The sequence below is a fragment of the Bradyrhizobium sp. SZCCHNPS1003 genome (genome assembly GCF_032381555.1).
Lineage (GTDB): Bacteria > Pseudomonadota > Alphaproteobacteria > Rhizobiales > Xanthobacteraceae > Bradyrhizobium.
Genome location: NZ_JAUHIU010000001.1, coordinates 460,595 through 479,780, shown reverse-complemented (window position 1 = coordinate 479,780; position 19,186 = coordinate 460,595). Strand labels below are relative to the sequence as shown.

19 protein-coding genes are annotated in these 19,186 nt (G+C 66.7%); 15 read left to right on the top strand and 4 right to left on the bottom strand.

Going from position 1 to position 19,186, the window contains the following annotated elements; translation table 11 throughout:
- Nucleotides 1–6: 6 nt before the first annotated feature.
- Nucleotides 7–759: a 16S rRNA (uracil(1498)-N(3))-methyltransferase gene (locus QX126_RS02215; RefSeq protein WP_315779060.1), complete on the bottom strand. Its 753-nt coding sequence runs from the start codon at nt 757–759 to the stop codon at nt 7–9.
- Between the two features lie 209 nt (nt 760–968).
- On the opposite strand from QX126_RS02215, the gene QX126_RS02210 reads away from it, so the two are divergent.
- From QX126_RS02210 to ubiA, 3 genes are all read left to right on the top strand, one after another.
- Nucleotides 969–1,388: a hypothetical protein gene (locus QX126_RS02210; RefSeq protein ID WP_315779058.1), complete on the top strand. Its 420-nt coding sequence runs from the start codon at nt 969–971 to the stop codon at nt 1,386–1,388.
- A 284-nt stretch (nt 1,389–1,672) separates the two neighbouring features.
- On the top strand, nt 1,673–2,326 hold the full coding sequence (locus QX126_RS02205; RefSeq protein ID WP_315779383.1) for a hypothetical protein: 654 nt from the start codon (nt 1,673–1,675) through the stop codon (nt 2,324–2,326).
- Nucleotides 2,323–3,255, top strand: coding sequence for a 4-hydroxybenzoate octaprenyltransferase (gene ubiA / locus QX126_RS02200; protein ID WP_315779056.1), 933 nt, complete (start codon nt 2,323–2,325; stop codon nt 3,253–3,255). Before QX126_RS02205 ends, ubiA begins: the two co-directional genes overlap by 4 nt.
- Here ubiA and QX126_RS02195 read toward each other — a convergent pair whose 3' ends face one another.
- The gene (locus tag QX126_RS02195; protein ID WP_315754682.1) at nt 3,256–3,780 is read right to left on the bottom strand and encodes a DUF6101 family protein; all 525 of its coding nucleotides are present in this window, start codon (nt 3,778–3,780) and stop codon (nt 3,256–3,258) included.
- A 284-nt stretch (nt 3,781–4,064) separates the two neighbouring features.
- Here QX126_RS02195 and QX126_RS02190 point away from each other — a divergent pair, with 284 nt between their 5' ends.
- Genes QX126_RS02190 through lpxK form a run of 6 tightly spaced genes read left to right on the top strand, consistent with a single transcriptional unit; the run spans nt 4,065 to nt 9,633 of the window.
- On the top strand, nt 4,065–5,453 hold the full coding sequence (locus QX126_RS02190; protein WP_409998678.1) for a TldD/PmbA family protein: 1,389 nt from the start codon (nt 4,065–4,067) through the stop codon (nt 5,451–5,453).
- Nucleotides 5,454–5,511: 58 nt separating this feature from the next.
- Nucleotides 5,512–6,258 carry a 3'(2'),5'-bisphosphate nucleotidase CysQ gene (locus tag QX126_RS02185; protein ID WP_315779380.1) on the top strand — a complete coding sequence of 249 codons (747 nt, stop codon included), beginning with the start codon at nt 5,512–5,514 and terminating at the stop codon, nt 6,256–6,258.
- Between the two features lie 59 nt (nt 6,259–6,317).
- A complete protein-coding gene (locus tag QX126_RS02180; protein ID WP_009031572.1) occupies nt 6,318–6,557 on the top strand; it encodes a DUF4170 domain-containing protein in 240 nt (79 codons plus the stop codon).
- A gap of 17 nt (nt 6,558–6,574) precedes the next feature.
- Nucleotides 6,575–7,315 carry a lysophospholipid acyltransferase family protein gene (locus QX126_RS02175; protein ID WP_315716682.1) on the top strand — a complete coding sequence of 247 codons (741 nt, stop codon included), beginning with the start codon at nt 6,575–6,577 and terminating at the stop codon, nt 7,313–7,315.
- Nucleotides 7,308–8,615, top strand: coding sequence for a 3-deoxy-D-manno-octulosonic acid transferase (locus tag QX126_RS02170; RefSeq protein WP_315777963.1), 1,308 nt, complete (start codon nt 7,308–7,310; stop codon nt 8,613–8,615). The genes QX126_RS02175 and QX126_RS02170 overlap by 8 nt, the downstream gene beginning before the upstream one ends.
- Nucleotides 8,608–9,633: a tetraacyldisaccharide 4'-kinase gene (gene lpxK, locus QX126_RS02165; protein WP_315779054.1), complete on the top strand. Its 1,026-nt coding sequence runs from the start codon at nt 8,608–8,610 to the stop codon at nt 9,631–9,633. Before QX126_RS02170 ends, lpxK begins: the two co-directional genes overlap by 8 nt.
- Here lpxK and QX126_RS02160 read toward each other — a convergent pair.
- Nucleotides 9,603–9,830 carry a DUF2093 domain-containing protein gene (locus tag QX126_RS02160; RefSeq protein WP_315736570.1) on the bottom strand — a complete coding sequence of 76 codons (228 nt, stop codon included), beginning with the start codon at nt 9,828–9,830 and terminating at the stop codon, nt 9,603–9,605. The genes lpxK and QX126_RS02160 overlap by 31 nt on opposite strands.
- A 201-nt stretch (nt 9,831–10,031) precedes the next feature.
- Here QX126_RS02160 and QX126_RS02155 point away from each other — a divergent pair, with 201 nt between their 5' ends.
- On the top strand, nt 10,032–10,862 hold the full coding sequence (locus QX126_RS02155; RefSeq protein ID WP_315736571.1) for a dienelactone hydrolase family protein: 831 nt from the start codon (nt 10,032–10,034) through the stop codon (nt 10,860–10,862).
- A gap of 7 nt (nt 10,863–10,869) precedes the next feature.
- On the opposite strand, the gene xseA is transcribed toward QX126_RS02155, so the two are convergent.
- A complete protein-coding gene (gene xseA, locus QX126_RS02150) occupies nt 10,870–12,486 on the bottom strand; it encodes an exodeoxyribonuclease VII large subunit (protein WP_315779052.1) in 1,617 nt (538 codons plus the stop codon).
- 125 nt (nt 12,487–12,611) lie between these two features.
- Between xseA and QX126_RS02145 the strand changes: the two genes are divergently transcribed.
- The 5 genes from QX126_RS02145 to QX126_RS02125 all read left to right on the top strand — a co-directional run bounded on the left by QX126_RS02145 (nt 12,612) and on the right by QX126_RS02125 (nt 19,170).
- Nucleotides 12,612–13,598, top strand: coding sequence for an alpha/beta hydrolase (locus QX126_RS02145; RefSeq protein ID WP_315779050.1), 987 nt, complete (start codon nt 12,612–12,614; stop codon nt 13,596–13,598).
- A gap of 13 nt (nt 13,599–13,611) precedes the next feature.
- A complete protein-coding gene (locus QX126_RS02140; RefSeq protein ID WP_315779049.1) occupies nt 13,612–14,160 on the top strand; it encodes a hypothetical protein in 549 nt (182 codons plus the stop codon).
- A gap of 4 nt (nt 14,161–14,164) precedes the next feature.
- Complete coding sequence (locus tag QX126_RS02135; RefSeq protein WP_315771257.1) at nt 14,165–14,479, top strand: transcriptional regulator; 315 nt, start codon at nt 14,165–14,167, stop codon at nt 14,477–14,479.
- A gap of 69 nt (nt 14,480–14,548) precedes the next feature.
- On the top strand, nt 14,549–15,832 hold the full coding sequence (purD, locus tag QX126_RS02130) for a phosphoribosylamine--glycine ligase (protein WP_315771259.1): 1,284 nt from the start codon (nt 14,549–14,551) through the stop codon (nt 15,830–15,832).
- A 116-nt stretch (nt 15,833–15,948) separates the two neighbouring features.
- Nucleotides 15,949–19,170 (top strand): AAA family ATPase, encoded by a 3,222-nt coding sequence (locus QX126_RS02125; RefSeq protein ID WP_315771261.1) that lies wholly within the window; start codon nt 15,949–15,951, stop codon nt 19,168–19,170.
- Nucleotides 19,171–19,186: the final 16 nt, after the last annotated feature.

Sequence of the window (19,186 nt, the reverse complement as noted above, 5' to 3'; positions counted from 1 at the left end):
GATGCCTTAACCGCGGGGGCCGGTCCAGTCCCCGAGCGTTGCCTGGATCACGGCGAGGGCGGCAACGCCGGCCGTATCCGCGCGCAGGATGCGCGGGCCCAGCGCGAGCCTGATCACATGCGGCTGGCGGAGCAGCAGCGCCCGCTCGTCGTCGGCAAAACCGCCCTCCGGTCCGATCAGCAGGTCGATGCCGGCCGGGTCCTTGCCGCCGCGCAGCGCCTGCAGCGGATCGGCCAGTTCGGCGGCCTCGTCGCAGAACACCAGCAGCCGCTCAGGTTGCCGCTGCGCGAGGAAGCGCTCCAACGGCACCGGGTCCTTCACCTCGGCGAGACTGAGGATGCCGCATTGTTCGGTGGCCTCGACCACGTTGGCGCGCATGCGCTCGCCATTCACGCGCGACACCTGGGTGTGACGGGTGATGACCGGCTGCAGGCACGAGGCGCCCATCTCGACCGCCTTCTGCACCATGTAGTCCAGCCTCGCGTGCTTGAGCGGTGCGAAGACGTAGGCGATGTCCGGCAGGTGATCCTGGGGCCGGCTCTGCTGCTGGATCGTCAGGCCATCTGGCCGCTTGCGGCCCTCGATCACGGCCCGCCATTCGCCGTCGCGGCCGTTGAAGACCAGGACGTGATCGCCGGTGCCGAGACGCAGGACGTTGCCGAGATAGTTGCCCTGATTGCGGTCGAGCGCGACCGTGCCTCCCTCCTGCAGGGGCGCGTCGACGAACAGGCGCGGGGCGGTGAAGTCGTATGCGGGCATGGAGCGAAGCGGTGCCGATGATGGATGTTGCTTAACCAGACCGCGCGCCGGCCGCAAAGCCGGTCGAGCCGTCACACGGTGTTGTATTGGATATTGGCGATGGCGCCTTTCGGCCGTGCTGTCGACAGATTTTACCGGTTCGATCCCGCCGGTCGTCCCTTGGGGACGGACATCCGACGATTCCGTGAGCCTTGAAGCGGAGAACGGCCTTGATCTTGAGATATTCGACTTGGGCGCTTGCCGCGGTCATCGTGGTGACGGTCGCCGGGCCGTCCCGGGCCGACGACAAGGCGATCGCTGCTCCGCCCCAGCAAGCGGCTCCCGCGGTGCCGGGTGGTGCCGCAGCGGCCGGCTTTCGCCCGCCCGAAACCTGCCTGAAGGAGTTCACCCCGCTGCGGGACGAGACCGCCCGCCGGGCCAAGCTGCTCAAGGCGGCGACCGAGCGGCGTTTCGCGCCCGGCGAGGCTTGCCAGCTGGTGCACGACTACGAGCTCGCCCAGACCAAGATGATCGACTACGCGGTCGCCCATGCCTCGCTCTGCGGCATCCCGCCCAAGATCACCGATCAGCTGAAGGCGAATCACGAAAACACCCTGGCCGTGATGCGCAAGGTCTGCACGGCGACGTGAACCGTCCCGCCGGCCGCCGAACTGGCGACTCCGGCCTGACCAGGTGGGCGAGGGCGCGGAGTGAACGGATTTTTGGGCCCCGACGTTCGGGAAGGGCCTCGTTTTGGGCCTCCGCGCCGGTTGGAACCCGGCTGCGTCCCTCCGCCGCGGCTGTGATCAACTCCGCGGTTGTGCTGGACGGGCGAGAATCGTAAAAGCCCCGGATCGGATCGTGCTTTCATCCGGAAGTGTTGAGGATTCTTGGTCTTACCGGAGAACCAGCCTTGATCGTCCGCCAGTCTTTCATGCCGCTCGCCATTGCCGCCCTGGTGCTCTCCACAGGGCAGCTCTTCGCGCAGAGCTCGTTTCCCGCGCCGATGCCTGGCCAGGCCCAGACCAGCAGCTCGCCGTTTCCGCCCATCAACGGCGCGGCGCCGACCCGAGCCGCAGCCCCGGCAAGTCCGTTCCCCAGTCCAGGCGCCTCGGCGTTCGGCGGCGGTGGTGGCTTCCAGCCGGCCCCGATGGGAGCCGCGCCGCAGGGTGGCCCGCCGGAGAGCTGCATGAAGGAGTTCATTCCGCTGCGCGAGGAAGCCGAGCGTCGCGGCAAGCTGATCAAGGCCGCGAGCGACCGCAAGGCCTCGCCTGACGAGGCCTGCAAGCTGATCGCAAATTTCGGCAAGGCCGAAGTGAAGATGATCAAATATGTCGAGGCGCATTCGGCGAGCTGCGGCATTCCTCAGCAGATCGCCGATCAGCTGAAGGCCGGTCACAAGAACACCGACGCGCTGGAAAAGAAGGTCTGTGCCGTGGCGGCGCAGATGCAGTCGGGGGCCGGAAGGCCCTCCGCTCCGAGCCTGAGCGACGTCCTGGGCTCGTCGGCCGCGTTGCCTGAGGCCAACACGACCAAGAAGGGCGGATCCGCCTTCGACACCATGACCGGCAATGTTCTCACCCGATGAGCGACACGGCCGTCCGCGTTGCTGACGCGACCGGCAATTGGGTCGATACGCTGGCGCCGGTCTGGAGCCGGCCCTACCTGCGTCTCGCCCGCTTCGATCGCCCGATCGGATCGTGGCTGCTGCTGATGCCGTGCTGGTGGTCGGCCGCTCTGGCTGCTGGGATCGCCGGGAACCTATCCATGTTGCCGGCGTGGATCGGGCTCTATTTCGTCGGCGCGTTCGTCATGCGTGGCGCCGGTTGCACCTGGAACGACATCACCGACCGCGATCTCGACGCCAAGGTGGAGCGCACCCGTTCGCGACCGATTCCCGCCGGTCAGGTCGGCGTCAAGCAGGCGCTCGCCTTCCTGGTGGCGCAGGCCCTGATCGGCCTGGTGGTGCTGCTGCAGTTCAACCGGTTCGCGATCGCCACCGGCATCGCCTCGTTGCTGATCGTCGCGATCTATCCGTTCATGAAGCGTGTCACCTGGTGGCCGCAGGTCGTGCTGGGTCTCGCCTTCTCGTGGGGCGCGCTGATGGGATTTGCGGTCGCGTTCGGCCGCATCGATGCCACCGCGCTGCTGCTCTACGCCGGGTCGATCTCGTGGGTGATCGCCTATGACACGATCTACGCGCATCAGGATGCCGAGGATGACGCGCTGATCGGCATCAAGTCGACCGCGCGCCTGTTTGCCGACCGCACGCATCTGGCGCTGGTCATCTTCTACAGTCTGGCCGTCATCCTGATTGGGGCCACGTTCGCGACCGCCCACGTGCATGTCGCGGCGTGGCTCGGGCTGGCGTGCTTTGCCGCCCATCTCGGCTGGCAGATCCGGCGTCTGGATATCGCCGATCCGGCGCTGTGCCTGCGGGTGTTCAAGTCGAACCGCGATGCCGGACTGCTGCTGTTCGCAGGGCTGTTGGTCGATGCCGTGCTGCGCGCAACCTGATCAGTTGCGCGCGACGATCTCGCGCTCGCCGCGATGGATCGAGGCTGGATTGAGCTGGTAGCCGACACGGCGTCGCATCAGGAAGCGCGGGCGGCGCGAGCGGATCGCGTTGCGGCGGCGGCGGCGCGGCGTGGCCTCCCGGCGCGTGTCCTGCAACTGGGGCAGCGCGAAGGTCTCGCTCCACATCGCCCACGCAGCAACGATCTCGTTCTGGTCGTCGCTGACGCAGAGCGGGATGGTCAGGGAAGGGTCGCGGTGGACGAGCACCAGCATCACCTGTGTGTCGTCGATCTCGCGCACGCCGATGCCGAGGAAATCGCTGACGCGGAGGTTCAGGGCCATGCGCATGCCGCTGACGGCACGACGCAGGACCACGCGCTCCCGGTGCAATTCGATCTGCCGGATTCCGCCATCGGCACGGGTATCGTGCGCGCTGTACGAGACGGGCAGGGAAAGAGGGTCGAGCCGCAGGGCGCGGCCCGACCCAGCGGAATGGCTTCCGCCTGTTGCTGTTTGACGCCTCACGGCTTGGTCTCCCCGCCGGGATTATGCTCCCGGTCGATGCGTGTGACCTTGCCACGCGGATCGCCCGTATCGGCTTAACAAGCCTGGTTAATCAGATCTCACGCGTGATCCTCCTACCGTCATGATTGACAAGCGCTTGCCCCGCATGATTGACGAGACCTTGCCGATTTGCCGACAATCCGATGTGCCGTCTGCCGTCCTGCTTGAAGTCGGCGTGAACAGGCCACATTTCCTTTGGATTGAGCCGTCTTCGCCGCCCACCTGACATCGATCGGATCGTGTTCGTGACCTCTTCCCCAGCCTCATCGTCGACATCAGCCCAATCAGATCTGCTCGACCAGTCCGCCCTGCGAACGCTCGCCGAGCGGCTGGTGGAAGCCGCGAGGAAGGCCGGTGCCGATGCCGCCGACGCCATCGCGGTGCGCGGCATCTCGCAAGGCGTCGAGGTCCGTGACGGGCGCGTCGAGGAATCCGAGCGCTCGGAAGGCGACGATGTCGGCCTGCGCGTTCTCGTCGGCAAGCGCCAGGCCGTGGTGTCGACCAACGACGTCAGCGGGGACGGCGTGGCGCGGCTGGCCGAGCGGGCCGTGGCGATGGCGCGGGTGGCGCCTGACGACCAATATGTCGGCCTCGCCGATCCGGCGCTGCTGGCGCGCGACATTCCCGAACTCGACCTGCTCGATCCGCAGATTCCCTCGACCGCAGAGCTGGAGCGCCGTGCCCAGGAGGCGGAGGCTGCCGCGCTCGGCGTGAAGGGCGTGACGAAGTCCGGTGGTGCGTCGGCCTCGACCGGCATCGGCGGCATGGTGCTGGTGACGAGCGACGGTTTTCACGGCGCCTATCTGCGCTCGAGCCAAAGCATCTCGACGACCGCCATTTCCGGCGAAGGCACCGGGATGGAGCGCGACTACGACTACACGGCGGCTCCGCACGGCGCCGACCTGCTGGCGCCCGCGGCCGTCGGGCGCAGCGCTGGCGAACGCGCGGTGGCGCGCGCCAATCCGCGCAAGGTTGCCACGTGCCAGGTGCCGGTCGTGTTCGATCCCCGCGTGTCAGGCTCGCTGGTCGGACATCTGGTCGGCGCCATCAATGGCGCCTCGATCGCGCGCAAGACCAGCTTCCTCAAGGACAAGCTCGGCGCGCAACTGTTCGCCAAGGGTATCCGCATCATCGATGATCCGCTGCGCAAGCGCGGGCTGCGGTCGCAGCCGTTCGACGCCGAGGGCGTGAAGGTGAAGCAGACCGCGCTGGTCGACGATGGCGTGCTGACGACGTGGCTGCTGGATTCGGGCACCGCGCGCGAGCTCGGCATGGTGACGACCGGCCACGCCCATCGCGGCGTGTCGTCGTCGCCTTCGCCCGGTCCGTTCAATCTGCATCTCGAAGCCGGCGTCGTGACAGCCAAGGAGCTGATCTCGGACATCAAGCAGGGCTTCTACGTTACGGACCTGATCGGCTCGGGCGTCAACGGCGTCACCGGTGACTACAGCCGTGGCGCGTCCGGCTTCTGGATCGAGAATGGCGAGATCGGCTATGCCGTGAGCGAGGTGACGATCGCCGGGCATCTGTTCGAGATCTTCAAGTCGATGACGCCTGCCAGCGATCTGGAATTCCGCTATGGCGTCAATGCGCCGACGGTGCGCATCGAAGGATTGACGCTTGGCGGACGGTGAGATCGAGAAACCGGACGAGACCAGCCTCGCGACAGACGCCAGGCTCCTGAAGGAGGCGGTGCGCGAAGCCGGCGGGCTCGCACGTTCGATGTTCGGAACGGAGTTGCGCAAATGGACCAAGGGCGCGTCGTCGCCCGTCTCCGAAGCCGACATGGCGGTCAATGCGCTGCTTGAGCTCAGGCTGCGATCGGCAACGCCGGATTACGGTTGGCTGTCCGAAGAGAGCGCGGATGATCGGGCGAGACTCGGTCGGTCGCGGGTCTGGATCGTCGATCCGATCGATGGCACGCGGTCCTATCTCGGCGGCCGCAACGACTGGTGCGTGAGCGTCGCGCTGGTCGAGCACGGTGCGCCGATACTCGCCGCGGTGCATGTCCCGGTCAGCGAGGAGTTCTTCTTTGCCGCCCGCGGCAGCGGCACCACGTTGAACGACGAGCGGGTTCAGGCCTCGACCGGACGCGTGCTCGACTTCGCGCGGGTGGCCGGTCCAAAACCGTTGGTTGAGCGGTTGGCTCCGAGTTCTGCGCGGATTGAACTCCATCCGCGAATCGGATCATTGGCGCTGCGCCTGTGCCGTGTCGCGCATGGCGGGCTCGATGCCGCTTTTGCAGGCGGGCAAAGCCGCGATTGGGATCTTGCGGCGGCTCATTTGATCGTGCAGGAAGCGGGGGGTAAAATGACCGCGTTGTCCGGCGAGGCGATCCTCTATAATCGTCCGGAGGTGGTGCACGGGATGCTGGTGGCAGCGGGCCGCGACCGACATGCCGACATCGTCGCGCAGTATCGCAGGTTACCGCCGGACTGAACGCCCCTGGATCGCACCCTCCACGTCGCCTGCAAGGCGTTGACTAGGAAACAATACCGATGACAGATAGCGCCTCGCAGCAGCTCCTTCACCTCGTGATCGGCGGCGAGCTCATCAATCTCGACAAGAACGAATTTAAGGATCTCGACAAGGTCGATATCGTTGGCGTCTATCCGAACTACGCGGCGGCCCACGCCGCCTGGCGCGCCAAGGCGCAGATGACGGTCGACAACGCCCACATGCGCTATTTCATCGTTCACCTGCACCGGCTTCTCGATCCCGGTCAGGATGCGAAGTAAGACGCAAAGCTCGCGACTTGAAACACCTGATCCGCAATACGCTGCGTAGCGGCTGGTTCCAGCGCGCCGTCGGGTTCCTCGCGGCCGAGTACCTGCGCCTTGTGTGGCTGACCAATCGCTTCACCTATGAGCCGCCCGAGGTCTACGACATCGTCGAGCCGCAGATGCCGGCGATCTTCGCGTTCTGGCACGGCCAGCATCTGCTGACACCCTTCATCAAGAACAAGCCGAGCTATCGCGCCAAGGTGCTGATCTCCCGCCATCGCGACGGCGAGTTCAACGCGATCGCCGCCGAGCGGCTCGGCATCGGAACCATCCGCGGCTCCGGCGATCATGGCTCCTCCTTCCACCGGAAAGGCGGGGTGGGGGCGTTCAAGGAGATGGTGCGGGCGCTCGAAGACAACTATAATGTGGCATCGACCGCCGATGTGCCGAAGCGTGCGCGGATTGCGGGGCTGGGCATCATCATGCTCGCGCGCGAATCAGGACGTCCGATCATGCCGTTCGCAATGGTCACGAGCCGCTTCATCCGCCTGAAGAACTGGGACAGCACCACCATCAATTTGCCATTCGGCCGCGGCGCATTGGTGGGAATCAAGGAAATCAACGTGCCGCGCGATGCCGACGCCGCGATGATGGAAGAGGCGCGTCTCGACCTCGAGGCGACGCTGAACGAGTGCATGCGCCGCGCCTATGAGATCGTCGGCCGTCCCGAGGCCTGTCCTCCGCCGGTCGCGTCGGGAGCATCAAGTGCCTAGGCCGCTGCCGATGGCCCTGCGTGTCTACCGCGGGTTGTCCTCGGCGGCGGTGCCGCTTGCGCCGGCACTGATCAGACAGCGGCTCAAGCATGGCAAGGAGGATCCCGAGCGGACCGACGAGCGGCGCGGCCTGAGCCACGACACGCGCCCGCTGGGTCCGCTGGTCTGGATTCACGGTGCCAGCGTCGGCGAGGTGCTGGCGGCGGCGGCGCTGATCGAGCGGCTGCGTGAGCTCAACATCCGCATCCTCATCACGTCCGGCACCGTGACGTCGGCCGCCATCGTGGCCAAGCGCTTCCCGCCCGACGTGATCCACCAATACGTGCCCTATGACACGCCGCGCTTCGTGGAGCGCTTTCTCGATCATTGGCGTCCCTCGCTCGGGCTGTTCATCGAGTCGGACCTCTGGCCGAATCTCATCCTCGCCGGCGCCTCGCGGCGGGTGCCGATGGTGGTGATCAACGGCCGCATGTCGCCGCGCTCGTTCCCGCGCTGGCGCCGCATGTCCGGCACCATCTCCGCTTTGCTGGGACGCTTTGATCTCTTCCTGACGCAGTCGCAGGCGGACGCCGACCGGTTCTCCGCGCTCGGCGCGCGCACCGTCATCACCACCGGCAATCTCAAGCTCGACGTGCCGGCGCCGCCCGCCGATCCGGCGAAGCTCGATCGGCTCACGGCGATGACGCGCGGCCGTCCGGTCGTCGTCGCCGCCTCCACGCATCCCGGCGAGGACGAGATCCTGATCGCGGCCCACAAGGCCTTGTCGGCTACCTATCCGTCGCTGCTCACCGTGATCGTGCCGCGCCATCCGCATCGTGGCCCGGCCGTCGCCGAACTCGTCGCAAGCGCGGGCCTGCAGGGCGCCTTGCGTTCGCGCGAGGAACAGCCGCTCGCAGGCACCGACATCTACGTCGCCGACACGATGGGTGAGCTCGGCCTGTTCTACCGGCTGGCGCCGGTCGTGTTCATGGGCGGGTCGCTGGTCGAGCATGGCGGCCAGAATCCGATCGAGGCCGTCAAGCTCGGCGCGGCCATCGTGCACGGACCCCACGTGTTCAACTTCACCGACGTCTATGAGTCGCTGGACAAAGCCGGGGGAGCCAGGCTCGCCCACGATCAGGAGGCGCTGATCCGCCAACTCCGGCAGCTGCTCGCTGATCCCGCAGCCGGCAACAGCCTGGTTGCGGCAGGAACGCGCGTGGTCGATCAGCTCGGTGGCGCGCTGGAGCGGACGCTGTCGGCGCTGGAGCCGTATCTATTGCAGGTCAGGCTCGAAATGGGGGCAGCCGGCGATGCGTGAGCCGGCCTTCTGGCATCGGCCGCCGTCCTGGCAATCGCGTCTGCTGTTCCCGCTCTCGAAACTCTACGGCGCCGTTGCCGCACGCCGCATGGCGCAAGCCGGCATCGATGCCGGCCTGCCGGTGATCTGCGTCGGCAATTTCCATGTCGGCGGGGCGGGCAAGACGCCGACCGTGCTGGCGCTGACCGATATGCTGCGTGACCTCGGCGAGCAGCCGGTGGTGCTGAGCCGTGGCTATGGCGGCCGGCTGCACGGGCCCGTCGTCGTCGATCCCGCTGTCCATGAGGCTGCCGATGTCGGTGACGAGCCGCTGATGATGGCGGCGCGAGTGCCGGTCGTCGTGGCGCGCAACCGCGCCGACGGCATCGGTCTTGTCAAGGCGCAGGGCGCCTCCGTCATCCTGATGGACGATGGCTTCCAGAACCCGTCGATCACCAAGGATCTCGCGTTGATCGTGATCGACGGCGCGCGCGGCCTCGGCAATTCCGAGGTGTTTCCCGCCGGCCCGTTGCGCGCGCCGCTGCCACCGCAGCTGGCGCGCACCGACGCGTTGGTCGTGATCGGTAGCGGCCGAGCCAGCGAGGCTGTCGCCTCACATGTGTTGGCGGCCGGCAAGCCGGTGTTTTCAGCCGCGTTGCAGCCCGATGCGCAGATCGTCGCGGCGCTGCAGGGCAGGCCGCTGCTGGCGTTTGCCGGGATCGGCGATCCCGCCCGATTCTTCCGCACCCTTCGCGGCGCTGGTCTCGACGTCAGGCGCGAGCGTGCCTTTCCGGATCACCACCCATTCACGACGGCCGACGTCGTAGCCCTTGCCAACGAAGCCAGGCGTGATGGATTTGCCCTGGTGACCACGGAAAAAGATCTCGTGCGGTTCCGCGGCCACGAGGCCGCGCCCGATGTCGTGGCATTCCCGGTGACACTGCAGTTCGGCGATCTCGCCGCGTTGCGCGCGCTGGTTGTGCAGCGGCTGTCAGCGAAGCGGAACGGTCAGCCGCTGGCTTTCAATGCGCCCGGATAATGCCGCTGCAGCACGGCGCTCGGCAGGGCGTAGGCTTCCTGCAGATCGACGCTCCAATATTTCAGCTCGTCCAGCGGGATCCGCACATCGGTGACCGCGCAGCGCACATAGCTTCCCGGCGAGATCACGCGGAAATCGCCGTCCAGATACTGCACCTGCGCCTCGCCCTGGCCCGAGGGACCAAACTTGTTGAGCACGTCCGCGATCTCCAATTCCTTGACGTGAAGTCCCCCTACGCAGGCGCAGCGCGCACACGACAGGCCGAATTTCGATGATTTCCTAGCATAGATGGGGGGCCCTGTCCCCCCGCGCAAACCCACTGATTTGTGATGCTTCTGCTCGAAACTCCGTGCTAGCTAGGTTTCAATATCCGCCGCTTGTCCCGCCCGGCTGGTTTGATGCGCTCCCTCGTCGCCATCGTCGTCTCAATGCTCTGCGCCACGGCGTTTTCAGCCTTGGCTGAGCCATTGCCGGCGCCCGTCGCGGTCGAGATCCCCTCGGGAAGCTATGTGCTGCGCGCCCAGCTCTACCGGCCGAAGGGGGCCGGCCCATTTCCGGTCGTCGTCGCGCTGCACGGCTGCGGCGGGCTTTCCGGCCGCTCCGAGCCGGTGCTGCCGCGCTATCGCGACTGGGCCGAGGAACTGGTCAAGGACGGCAAGGCCGTCCTGCTGCCGGACAGCTACGGCTCGCGCGGATTGGGGCCGCAATGCCGCGTCAAGGAGCGTCGTATCAGCGGCCGGCGCGAGCGTGTCGCTGACATCGTGATCGCGCAGAAATGGCTGGCGGAGCAAGCCTGGGCGATGCCCGACCGGGTCAGCCTCGTCGGCTGGGCCAGCGGCGCGAGCGCGCTGTTGTGGGCGGTGCGCCCGCAATTGCCCGAGCATGTCTCGCCGGATTTCCGCTCCGCGGTGGCGTTCTATCCGGATTGCCGCGCCTCGTCCGGCCTCGGCTGGAGCACGCGCGTCCCGACATTGGTGCTGATCGGCGGCCTGGACGACGTCTATTCGCCGCCCGCGTGCCGACAGATGATCGATGGCGCGCGCGGCCGCAGCGCGCTGACCCGCATCGTCATCTATCCCGGCGCCTATCACGATTTCGATCGTGTGAACCTGCCGCTGCATCAAGTCGCAGGGTCGGACGCCGGGGCGCCCGAGCGCGGCCATGTCGGCTCGGATCCCGAGGCGCGTGCCGATGCGCAGAAGCTCGTGGCCGATTGGCTCGCGCGCTGAGGACCAATCAGAACAGGCTGCCCTGATCGGCGGGATCGGGCGTGCGCTTCGGCGCCGAAGGCTTGCCCTCACGCGGGGCTTTTGGCGATGCTGGCGCCGCGGCTGGAAGCGGGCGGTCCGCGCCCGCCGTGGCCGCGACCTTGCCGTCCGCAAATTCGATCGAGAGTGCGGCGCCCGGACCGATGCTCGCGGCATGGTGCAACGGATGGCCGGCCTCGTCGCGCACCAGTGCAAATCCACGCGCCAGCACGCTGCGATAGGACAGCGCGGTGAGGAGCTTTTCGTTCTGTCCCACGCGGGCCGTCAGGCGCTGGAGCTGAGTCTGCAACGCGCGCCGGGCCCGCTCGGCAAGACGTTCGGTTCGGTCGCGCTCGCGACCGATGGCCTGGCGCTTGGCCTGCGCATAGGCTTGGCGCGAGGCCTTGAAGCGGGCGTCGAGCGCCTCGAATCGCTCGCGCCGCCGGTGCAGCTGGCCGCGCGACGACAGCGACAGCCGCTCGGACGAAGCGATGAGGCGATGGCGCGATTGCGCGATCTGCGCGTGCAGCACGCGCAGAGTGAGCTTGGCGCTCGCCGCTGCGAACTGGCGAAAGTGCACATGCGTGTTGGTCTTGAGCGCGCGCGGCAGGCTGGCGGCCGCCGAATCCAGCCGCTGCCTGGGAATGGCGAGCAGATCGCCGGCGCCGGGCAGAGCGCGCGCGGCGGCGCGCAGCTCGTTGCGGCGGCTCTCCTGGCCGCGCTGCCAGCAGACGCTGACACGGCGCGCGAGGCTTGCGACCTCCTGCATCAGCTCGCTGCGCACCGGCACCGCCATTTCCGCGGCTGCTGTCGGCGTCGGCGCACGTTTGTCGGCGGCGAAATCGATCAAGGTCACGTCGGTCTCGTGGCCGACCGCCGAGATCAGGGGGATCATGCTCTCGGCCGCGGCGCGGACCACGATCTCCTCGTTGAACGACCACAGGTCCTCCAGCGAGCCGCCGCCGCGCGCGACGATCAGCACGTCGGGCCGCGGGATCGGGCCATCCTGCGGCAAATCGTTGAAGCCGCGGATCGCGGCGGCAACCTGCTCGGCCGATCCTTCGCCCTGCACCTTCACGGGCCAGACCAGCACGCGGCGAGGAAAGCGGTCCTCGAGCCGGTGCAGGATGTCGCGGATGACGGCCCCGGTCGGCGAGGTGACGACGCCGATCACCTCGGGCAGCCACGGCAGCAGTTGCTTGCGTGCGGGATCGAACAGTCCTTCGGCGCCGAGCTTCCGCTTGCGCTCCTCCATCAGCGCCATCAGCGCGCCGATCCCGGCCGGCTCCAGCGCCTCGATGACGATCTGGTACTTCGACGAATTCGGGTAGGTGGTGAGCTTGCCGGTGGCGATCACCTCGAGCCCTTCCTGGGGCTTGAAGCGCATGCGGCCATGCACGCCCTTCCAGATCACCGCCTCGATCTTGGCGCTCTCGTCCTTGAGCGCGAAATAGCAATGCCCCGAGGAATGCGGCCCGCGAAAGCCGGTGATCTCGCCGCGCACCCGGACATGGCCGAACTGGTCCTCGACCGTGCGCTTCAGCGCCGAGGACAGCTCGGTGACGGTGAATTCGGGCGCGTTGGGCAAGGCTTCCGCAGGCGGCATCGCTGTTTGATTCGGTTCGGGGAGCAGTTGCCAAGGTAGGGGCTTTCCGCGTCCGCCGCCAATCAAGCCGTTGCCTTTTCGATAACTCTGTATTACAGAGTTCTCTATAGAAAATGGAGAGGGGTATGCGGGTAAGCATCAAGATCGTGCGTCGGCTCATCGGTTGGGGCTTCGGCCTCGCCGGGGCCCTTGCCCTTCTTCTGGTTGGGATGATCGCGACGCCGTTGGTGCGCCCGCCCGAGCTGAAATCGATCTCGGAGACCGTCGGTCGTGTCGATCGGAGCACCATGCCGGCCCTACAGCGCTTCAGCGCCCGGGACGGCACGGAGCTCGCCTACCGCCACTATCCGGCGCGGGCGACGCCGATCGGCAAGGTTGCCATCCTCGTGCACGGCTCCTCCGGCTCGAGCGTTGCCGTGCATGCGCTGGCGGATGGGCTCGCCGCCCGGGGCATCGACACGTTCGCGCCCGACATTCGCGGCCATGGCGGCTCAGGCACCCGCGGCGACATCGGCTATCTCGGCCAGCTCGAGGACGATTTGGCCGATCTCGTCGCAGAGGTCAGGAGGACCGCGCCGTCCCAGCCGATCGTGCTGCTCGGCCATTCGGCCGGCGGCGGCTTCGCGCTGCGCGCGGCTAGCGCGCCGACCCAGGACCTGTTCGCGCGCACCGTGCTGCTGTCGCCCTATCTCGGATATGACGCGCCCACCAACCGGGAGAACTCGGGCGGTTGGGCCGGTCCCGACGTTCCGCGCATCCTCGCGCTCGGCGTGCTCGATCGCGTCGGCCTGAGATGCTGCGAGGCGCTGCCCGCGCTGGCCTTTGCTGTCAGGCCGAACTCGGAGAAGTTCGTGGCCTCGACCTACAGCTACCGGCTGTTCCGCAATTTCGCGACCCGTGGCTACAAGGCCGATCTCGCTGCGGCGAAGCACCCGGTGACCCTCATCGCCGGCGCCGATGACGAGCTGATGCTCGCCGACAAATATGCAGATGCGGTGCACGCCGTCGCGCCCGGCGTTGACGTGAAGCTGATCGCCGGCGTCAATCACATGGAGATCGTGTCGGCGCCGCAGGCGGTGAGCGCGATCGCCGATGACGTGGCGACGCGCTAGGGGTTCAAGCCGCATGATCGACAGCCTGGAAGCCGCGCGGGCGCTCAGCGACATCGAGGATGTCACGAAGCGCGTGCGGCAGTCGCAGATCTATCGGCTGTCGAGCCTGATGATGATCCTCTGGGGCGTCCTCGTCTTTGCCGGCAATCTCGTGACCTATCTGGCGCCTTACTACGCCGACAAGGCCTGGCTGTCGCTCTATGTCCTCGGTCTGGCCGGATCGGTGGTGTTGGGCGCGACGGAGAAGGCGCGTTCCGGCGTCCGCAGCTTCGATCTCCGGGCGCTGCTCGCCTTCGTCATGTTCTTTGCGTTCGGCTTCTTCGTCGAAGCGATCGGCCATTTCGGACCGCGCGAGATGGGCGCATTCTGGCCGGTCTATTTCATGCTGTTCTACGGCCTCGCCGGATTATGGTTCGGCGCGGCCTTCACGGTGTTCGGCCTGTGCGTCACCGCGTTGACCCTGGTCGGCTACCTCTTCATCGGCGCGGCTTTCCCGTTGTGGATGGCGTTCGTCAATGGCGGAGGCCTGGTTCTCGGCGGCTTGTGGATGCGGCGGGGCTGACGGTTTGGCGGAGCTCGACGAGATCATCCACCAGCCGCTGCGGCTGAAGATCATGGCGGCGCTGAATGCCCTGCCTGCCGGGGCCGGGCTGGAATTCGTCCGGCTGAAGAAGCTGACCGGCGCCACCGACGGTAATCTCGGCGCCCATATCGACACGCTGGCGCGCGCCGGCTACGCCGCCGTGGACAAGGCCTTCGTCGGCAAGAAGCCGCAGACCACGGTGACGGCGACCGCGGCCGGCCGGGCGGCGTTCGCCCGCCACGTCGCCAGCCTGCAGGAGATCATCGCCGGCGCCGCCGTCAAGCCGTCCGAGCCATGATTTGACTCTGTAGCGATGGCCGGGCAATTGGGGCGTCCAAATTGGCCCACCCCTGCGACGGCATCGACGATGAACATTCTGCTCCTTGGTTCCGGCGGTCGCGAGCACGCGCTCGCCTGGAAGATTGCCGGCTCGCCGCTGCTCACCAAGCTGTGGTGCGCGCCCGGCAATGCCGGGATCGCCAAGGAGGCCGAATGTGTCGCGCTCGACGTCGCCGATCATGTGGCGGTAATCGCCTTCTGCCGGGCGAACAAGGTGGATCTGGTGGTGGTCGGCCCCGAGACGCCGCTCGCCGCCGGCATCGTCGACGATCTCGAGGCTGCCGGCATCAAGGCGTTCGGCCCGTCCAGGCTCGCCGCCAAGCTCGAGGGCTCCAAGGGCTACACCAAGGATCTCTGCGCCGAATACGACATCCCGACCGGCGCCTACTGCCGCTTCGACAATGCCCCCGAGGCGCTCGCTTATGTCCGCGAGCACGGCGCTCCGATCGTCGTCAAGGCAGACGGGCTCGCGGCCGGCAAGGGGGTCGTCGTGGCCAAGACGGTTGCCGAGGCCGAGGACGCCATCAAGATGATGTTCGAGGGCGGCTTCGGCGTCGCGGGCGCCGAGGTCGTCATCGAGGAGTTTCTCGAAGGTCGGGAGGTGTCGTTCTTCGCGTTGTGCGACGGTGAGACCGCGATTCCGCTGGCCTCCGCCCAGGATCACAAGCGGGTGTTCGATCACGACCAGGGACCGAACACCGGCGGCATGGGGGCGTATTCGCCGACGCCGTTCGTCACGCAGGAGATTCATGACAGGATCATGAATCAGATCATTCAGCCGACCATCGCCGGAATGAATGCGCGTGGCACTCCGTTCAAGGGCATTCTCTATGCCGGCCTGATGCTGACCGCCCAGGGGCCGAAGCTGTTCGAATACAACGTGCGCTTCGGCGATCCGGAATGTCAGGTGCTGATGCTGCGGATGATGTCGGATCTCGTGCCCGCCATGCTGGCCGCCTGCGACGGACAGTTGAAGAATTTCGACCTACGCTGGTTTCCCGACGCCGCCGTCACCGTGGTCATGGCCGCGAGTGGCTATCCCGGCGACTACGCCAAAGGCGGTGTCATCGAGGGGCTCGACGACGCCGCGCGGATCGAGGGCGTGGAGATCTTCCACGCCGGCACGGTGGCGAAGGACGGCGCCATTCTCGCCAATGGCGGACGCGTCCTCAACGTCTGCGCGTCGGGAAAGAGCGTCACCGAGGCTCAGGCGCGGGCCTATCAGGCCGTCGACCGCATCAAATGGACCGACGGCTTCTGCCGGCGCGACATTGCCTGGCAGGCGGTGGCGCAGGAAAGCGCTCAGGGCTGAGCATCGTGATCGCCGCCTTCGGCCCCACAAGGCTATTTTTCCCGCGAGAATTGTGGCAGTTCCATAGACTCATGCCGTGATGGGATGAATCAGTTCCGCCGTGGAACGGAGGGGCCATGGAATGCGCGCGGTGCGGCAGGCAGAATCAGCCAGGGAGAGCCTCGTGCGACCGGTGCGGCGAGCCGCTCGGCCTCAGATGTGAGGCTTGCAACCAGACCAACAGCCCGTCGAATCGCTTCTGCGGCCAATGCGGTGCGCCGTTGCCCGGCCGGCCGGCTCCGCCCGACCAGGCGGCGCAGCGCGTCCTGAGGACGCTGAGCAGCAAGGGCGGAGAACGCAAGCGTCTCACCATCCTGTTCGCCGACATCCGCGATTCCACTCAGCTGATCGATAGCCTCGGCGATCCCGAGCTCGCGATGCAGCGGCTCGACCCGGTGCTCAACCTCATGAAGGAGGCGGTTCACCGCTACGACGGCGTCGTCAACAAGACGCAGGGCGACGGCGTCATGGCCCTGTTCGGGGCGCCGGTGCCGCATGAGGATCATGCGGTTCGCGGCTGCCTCGGCGCGCTGGCGATGCAGGACTCCATCGCGCGCCTCGCCGACCCGCATTTGCAGGTCCGGGTCGGACTGCACACCGGCGAGGTGATCGTCCAGGTCGTCGAGAACAGCATGTACCAGACCTACGACGCGGCCGGCGCCAACGTCCATCTGGCCAATCGTCTGGAGCACATGGCCGAGCCCGGGACCATCCTGATCAGCAAGGAAACCTACACCGGCGCCAGGCAGTTCGTCGAAGCCGAGCCGCTCGGCACCCACACGCTGCGCGGCATTGCCTCGCCGGTGTCGATCTACAAGCTGATCGGCCGCCTCAGTGCGCCGGCGAGCGACGTCTTCCGTAGCGGCCAGCGCCTGTTGCCGCTGATCGGGCGCAACGCTCAGCTCGCCGTGCTCGAACGCGAGCTCGACGACGTCCTGGCGGCGCGCGGCGCTGTCGTCGGCATTGTGGGTGAGGCCGGCATCGGCAAGAGCCGGCTGTGCTTCGAGTTCGCCGAGCACTGTCGCCGCCAGGGCATTCGCGTCTACGAGGCGCGCGTGCTGGCGCATGGCCGCGCCACCCCGTTCCAGCCGGTGCTCGAATTGCTGCGCGACTTCTTCGGCATCCGGCCGAAGGAGCCGGTGGAGGTGTCGCGCCAGCGCGTGGTCGACCGGCTCGAAGCCATTGCCATGCCCGACACGGCGCTGGTCCTGCTCTTGGACTTCATGAACCTCGCCGATCCGTCACGTCCGGCGCTCCGGCTCGATCCCGGCGTGTTCAAGACCCGTCTCCTGAACGTGTTCAAGACGCTGTTCCGCGCCGCGCCGGCTGATGGCGCCATGGTGATCATGATCGAGGATCTGCATTGGATCGACGAGGCCAGCGAGGAGTTCGTCGAGGCGCTCGCGGAGGCCACGATCGGCACCAAGACGCTGCTGGTCGTGAACTACAGGCCGGGTTTCGCCGCCTCCTTCATGCAGCAGGTCCCATTTCACGAACTGCACATCGTTCCGCTGGCCTCCGAGGAGGCAAGCGAGCTGCTGCGCGGGGTGTTTGGTGACGATCCTTCGCTGGAGGTGCTGGCGCGCGATATCGTCGAGCGCGCTCAGGGCAATCCGTTCTTCCTCGAGGAGCTCGCCAGCGCTGTATCTGAAAGCGGTGGCTTCGAGGGTGAGCGCGGCGCCTATCGGCTGAAGGGCGGGATCGGCCCGATTCCGCTGCCGCCGACGGTGCATGCCGTGGTAGCGGCCCGCATCGACCGTCTGAGCGAGACCGCCAAGAGCGTCCTGGAAACAGCGGCTGTGATCGGCCGCTCGGTCGCGCTCGCCGTGCTCAAGCCGGTCGTCGGGCTCAGCGAGGCGGACCTGTTCGACGCGCTCGCACAACTGAGACATGCCGATCTTCTCTATGATCTGCCGCCGTTCGACATGGGCGTGCTCGCCTTCCGCCATCCGCTGATCCAGGAGGTGGCCTATGCCATGCAGCTGCGCTCGCGCCTGAGCGGCGTGCACGTGGCCGTGGCCAAGGCGATCGAGGCGCTGGATTGGGGCACGCAGGACGAGTTCGCCGCCCTGATCGCCTCGCATTACGAATTCGCCGGCCAGACCATGCAGGCCGTCGAGCATCTGCAGCGCGCGGCGCGCTGGATCGGCCGCACCAACACGGCGGAGGCGCTGCGGCTGTGGAAGAAGATCCGCTCCCTGCTGCAGGCGCTGCCGCAATCGGAGCGCGTCGACCGCCTGCGAGCGCTGGCCAGCGGCCAGATCCTGAACTTCGGCTGGCGCGAAGGCATCTCGGCCGAAGAAGTCAAGCCTTTTGCTGAGGAAGCGTTGAGATTTGCACGCTCCTCCGACAAGGCGCATGAGCCGTTGTTGATCGGCGCTTATGGACGCGTGCTCGCTTCGACGGGAGCGGCCGATGACTACGTCGACCTGGCGCAGAACGCCATCAAGCTGACCTCGGGCGAGGGGGATGTCGGCCGCTACGCGACCGTCAACGCCATGCTGGCGCAGGCATACACACATTCGGGACGGATGAACGAGGCGCTCTCGGCGGCCAATACGGCTATCGCTGCGATGGCAAGCCAAGCCGGCTTCGACAGTCACGTCACGCTTGGTTTGAACCCGAACCAGATTCTCGGCTTCGACGTCAGCTATTGGGTGAGATGCATCAGGGCGCGCGCAATGGCTCATCTCGGCCAAATCGAGGATGCTCGCAGCGAGCTTCTCGAACTGGTGCAGCAGCCTTCATCCGAGGTCGCACCGGTGCTTCAGTTCGTTCCGCACTTCAACCTGGTGGAGCTAGCATGGATCGTCGGAGACCAGGGTCTTGCGCGCGAGCACGCAAGGCGAGTTTCCGATCTCGCTGAAACATCCGGCATTCCCTACATCCGCGTGCTCACCTTGCTCTGTGCAAGCCTCGAACAGGCTTTGACTGGTCGATTCGCCGATGCGACGAATGAGATGGTTGGCGCGATCGAAGCCGCACGGGCCGCAAGAACCGGGCTCGAGCTTGAGGCGCGCATGGCTGCCATAAATGCCGATCTGCTTTACCGGAGTGAGGACTTCGATGCCGCTATCGAGGCCAGCAAACAGGCGATCCTTGTAGCCAAACGAAAGACGGATCGAGTCGCGGAGTGTTACGCGACGATCATCCTGGGCCTTGCTCTTGCCGGAGCCGGCAGGAACGAGCAGGCTGCGGGACTTCTCGAGCAGATACGACATTTGATGAATGTCTCCGGTGCGTTCTGTCTGCGTTCATTAGTTCAGAAACTGCAATTGCATCTTGAAGCAATGCAATGATGCATGCATTGTCGAT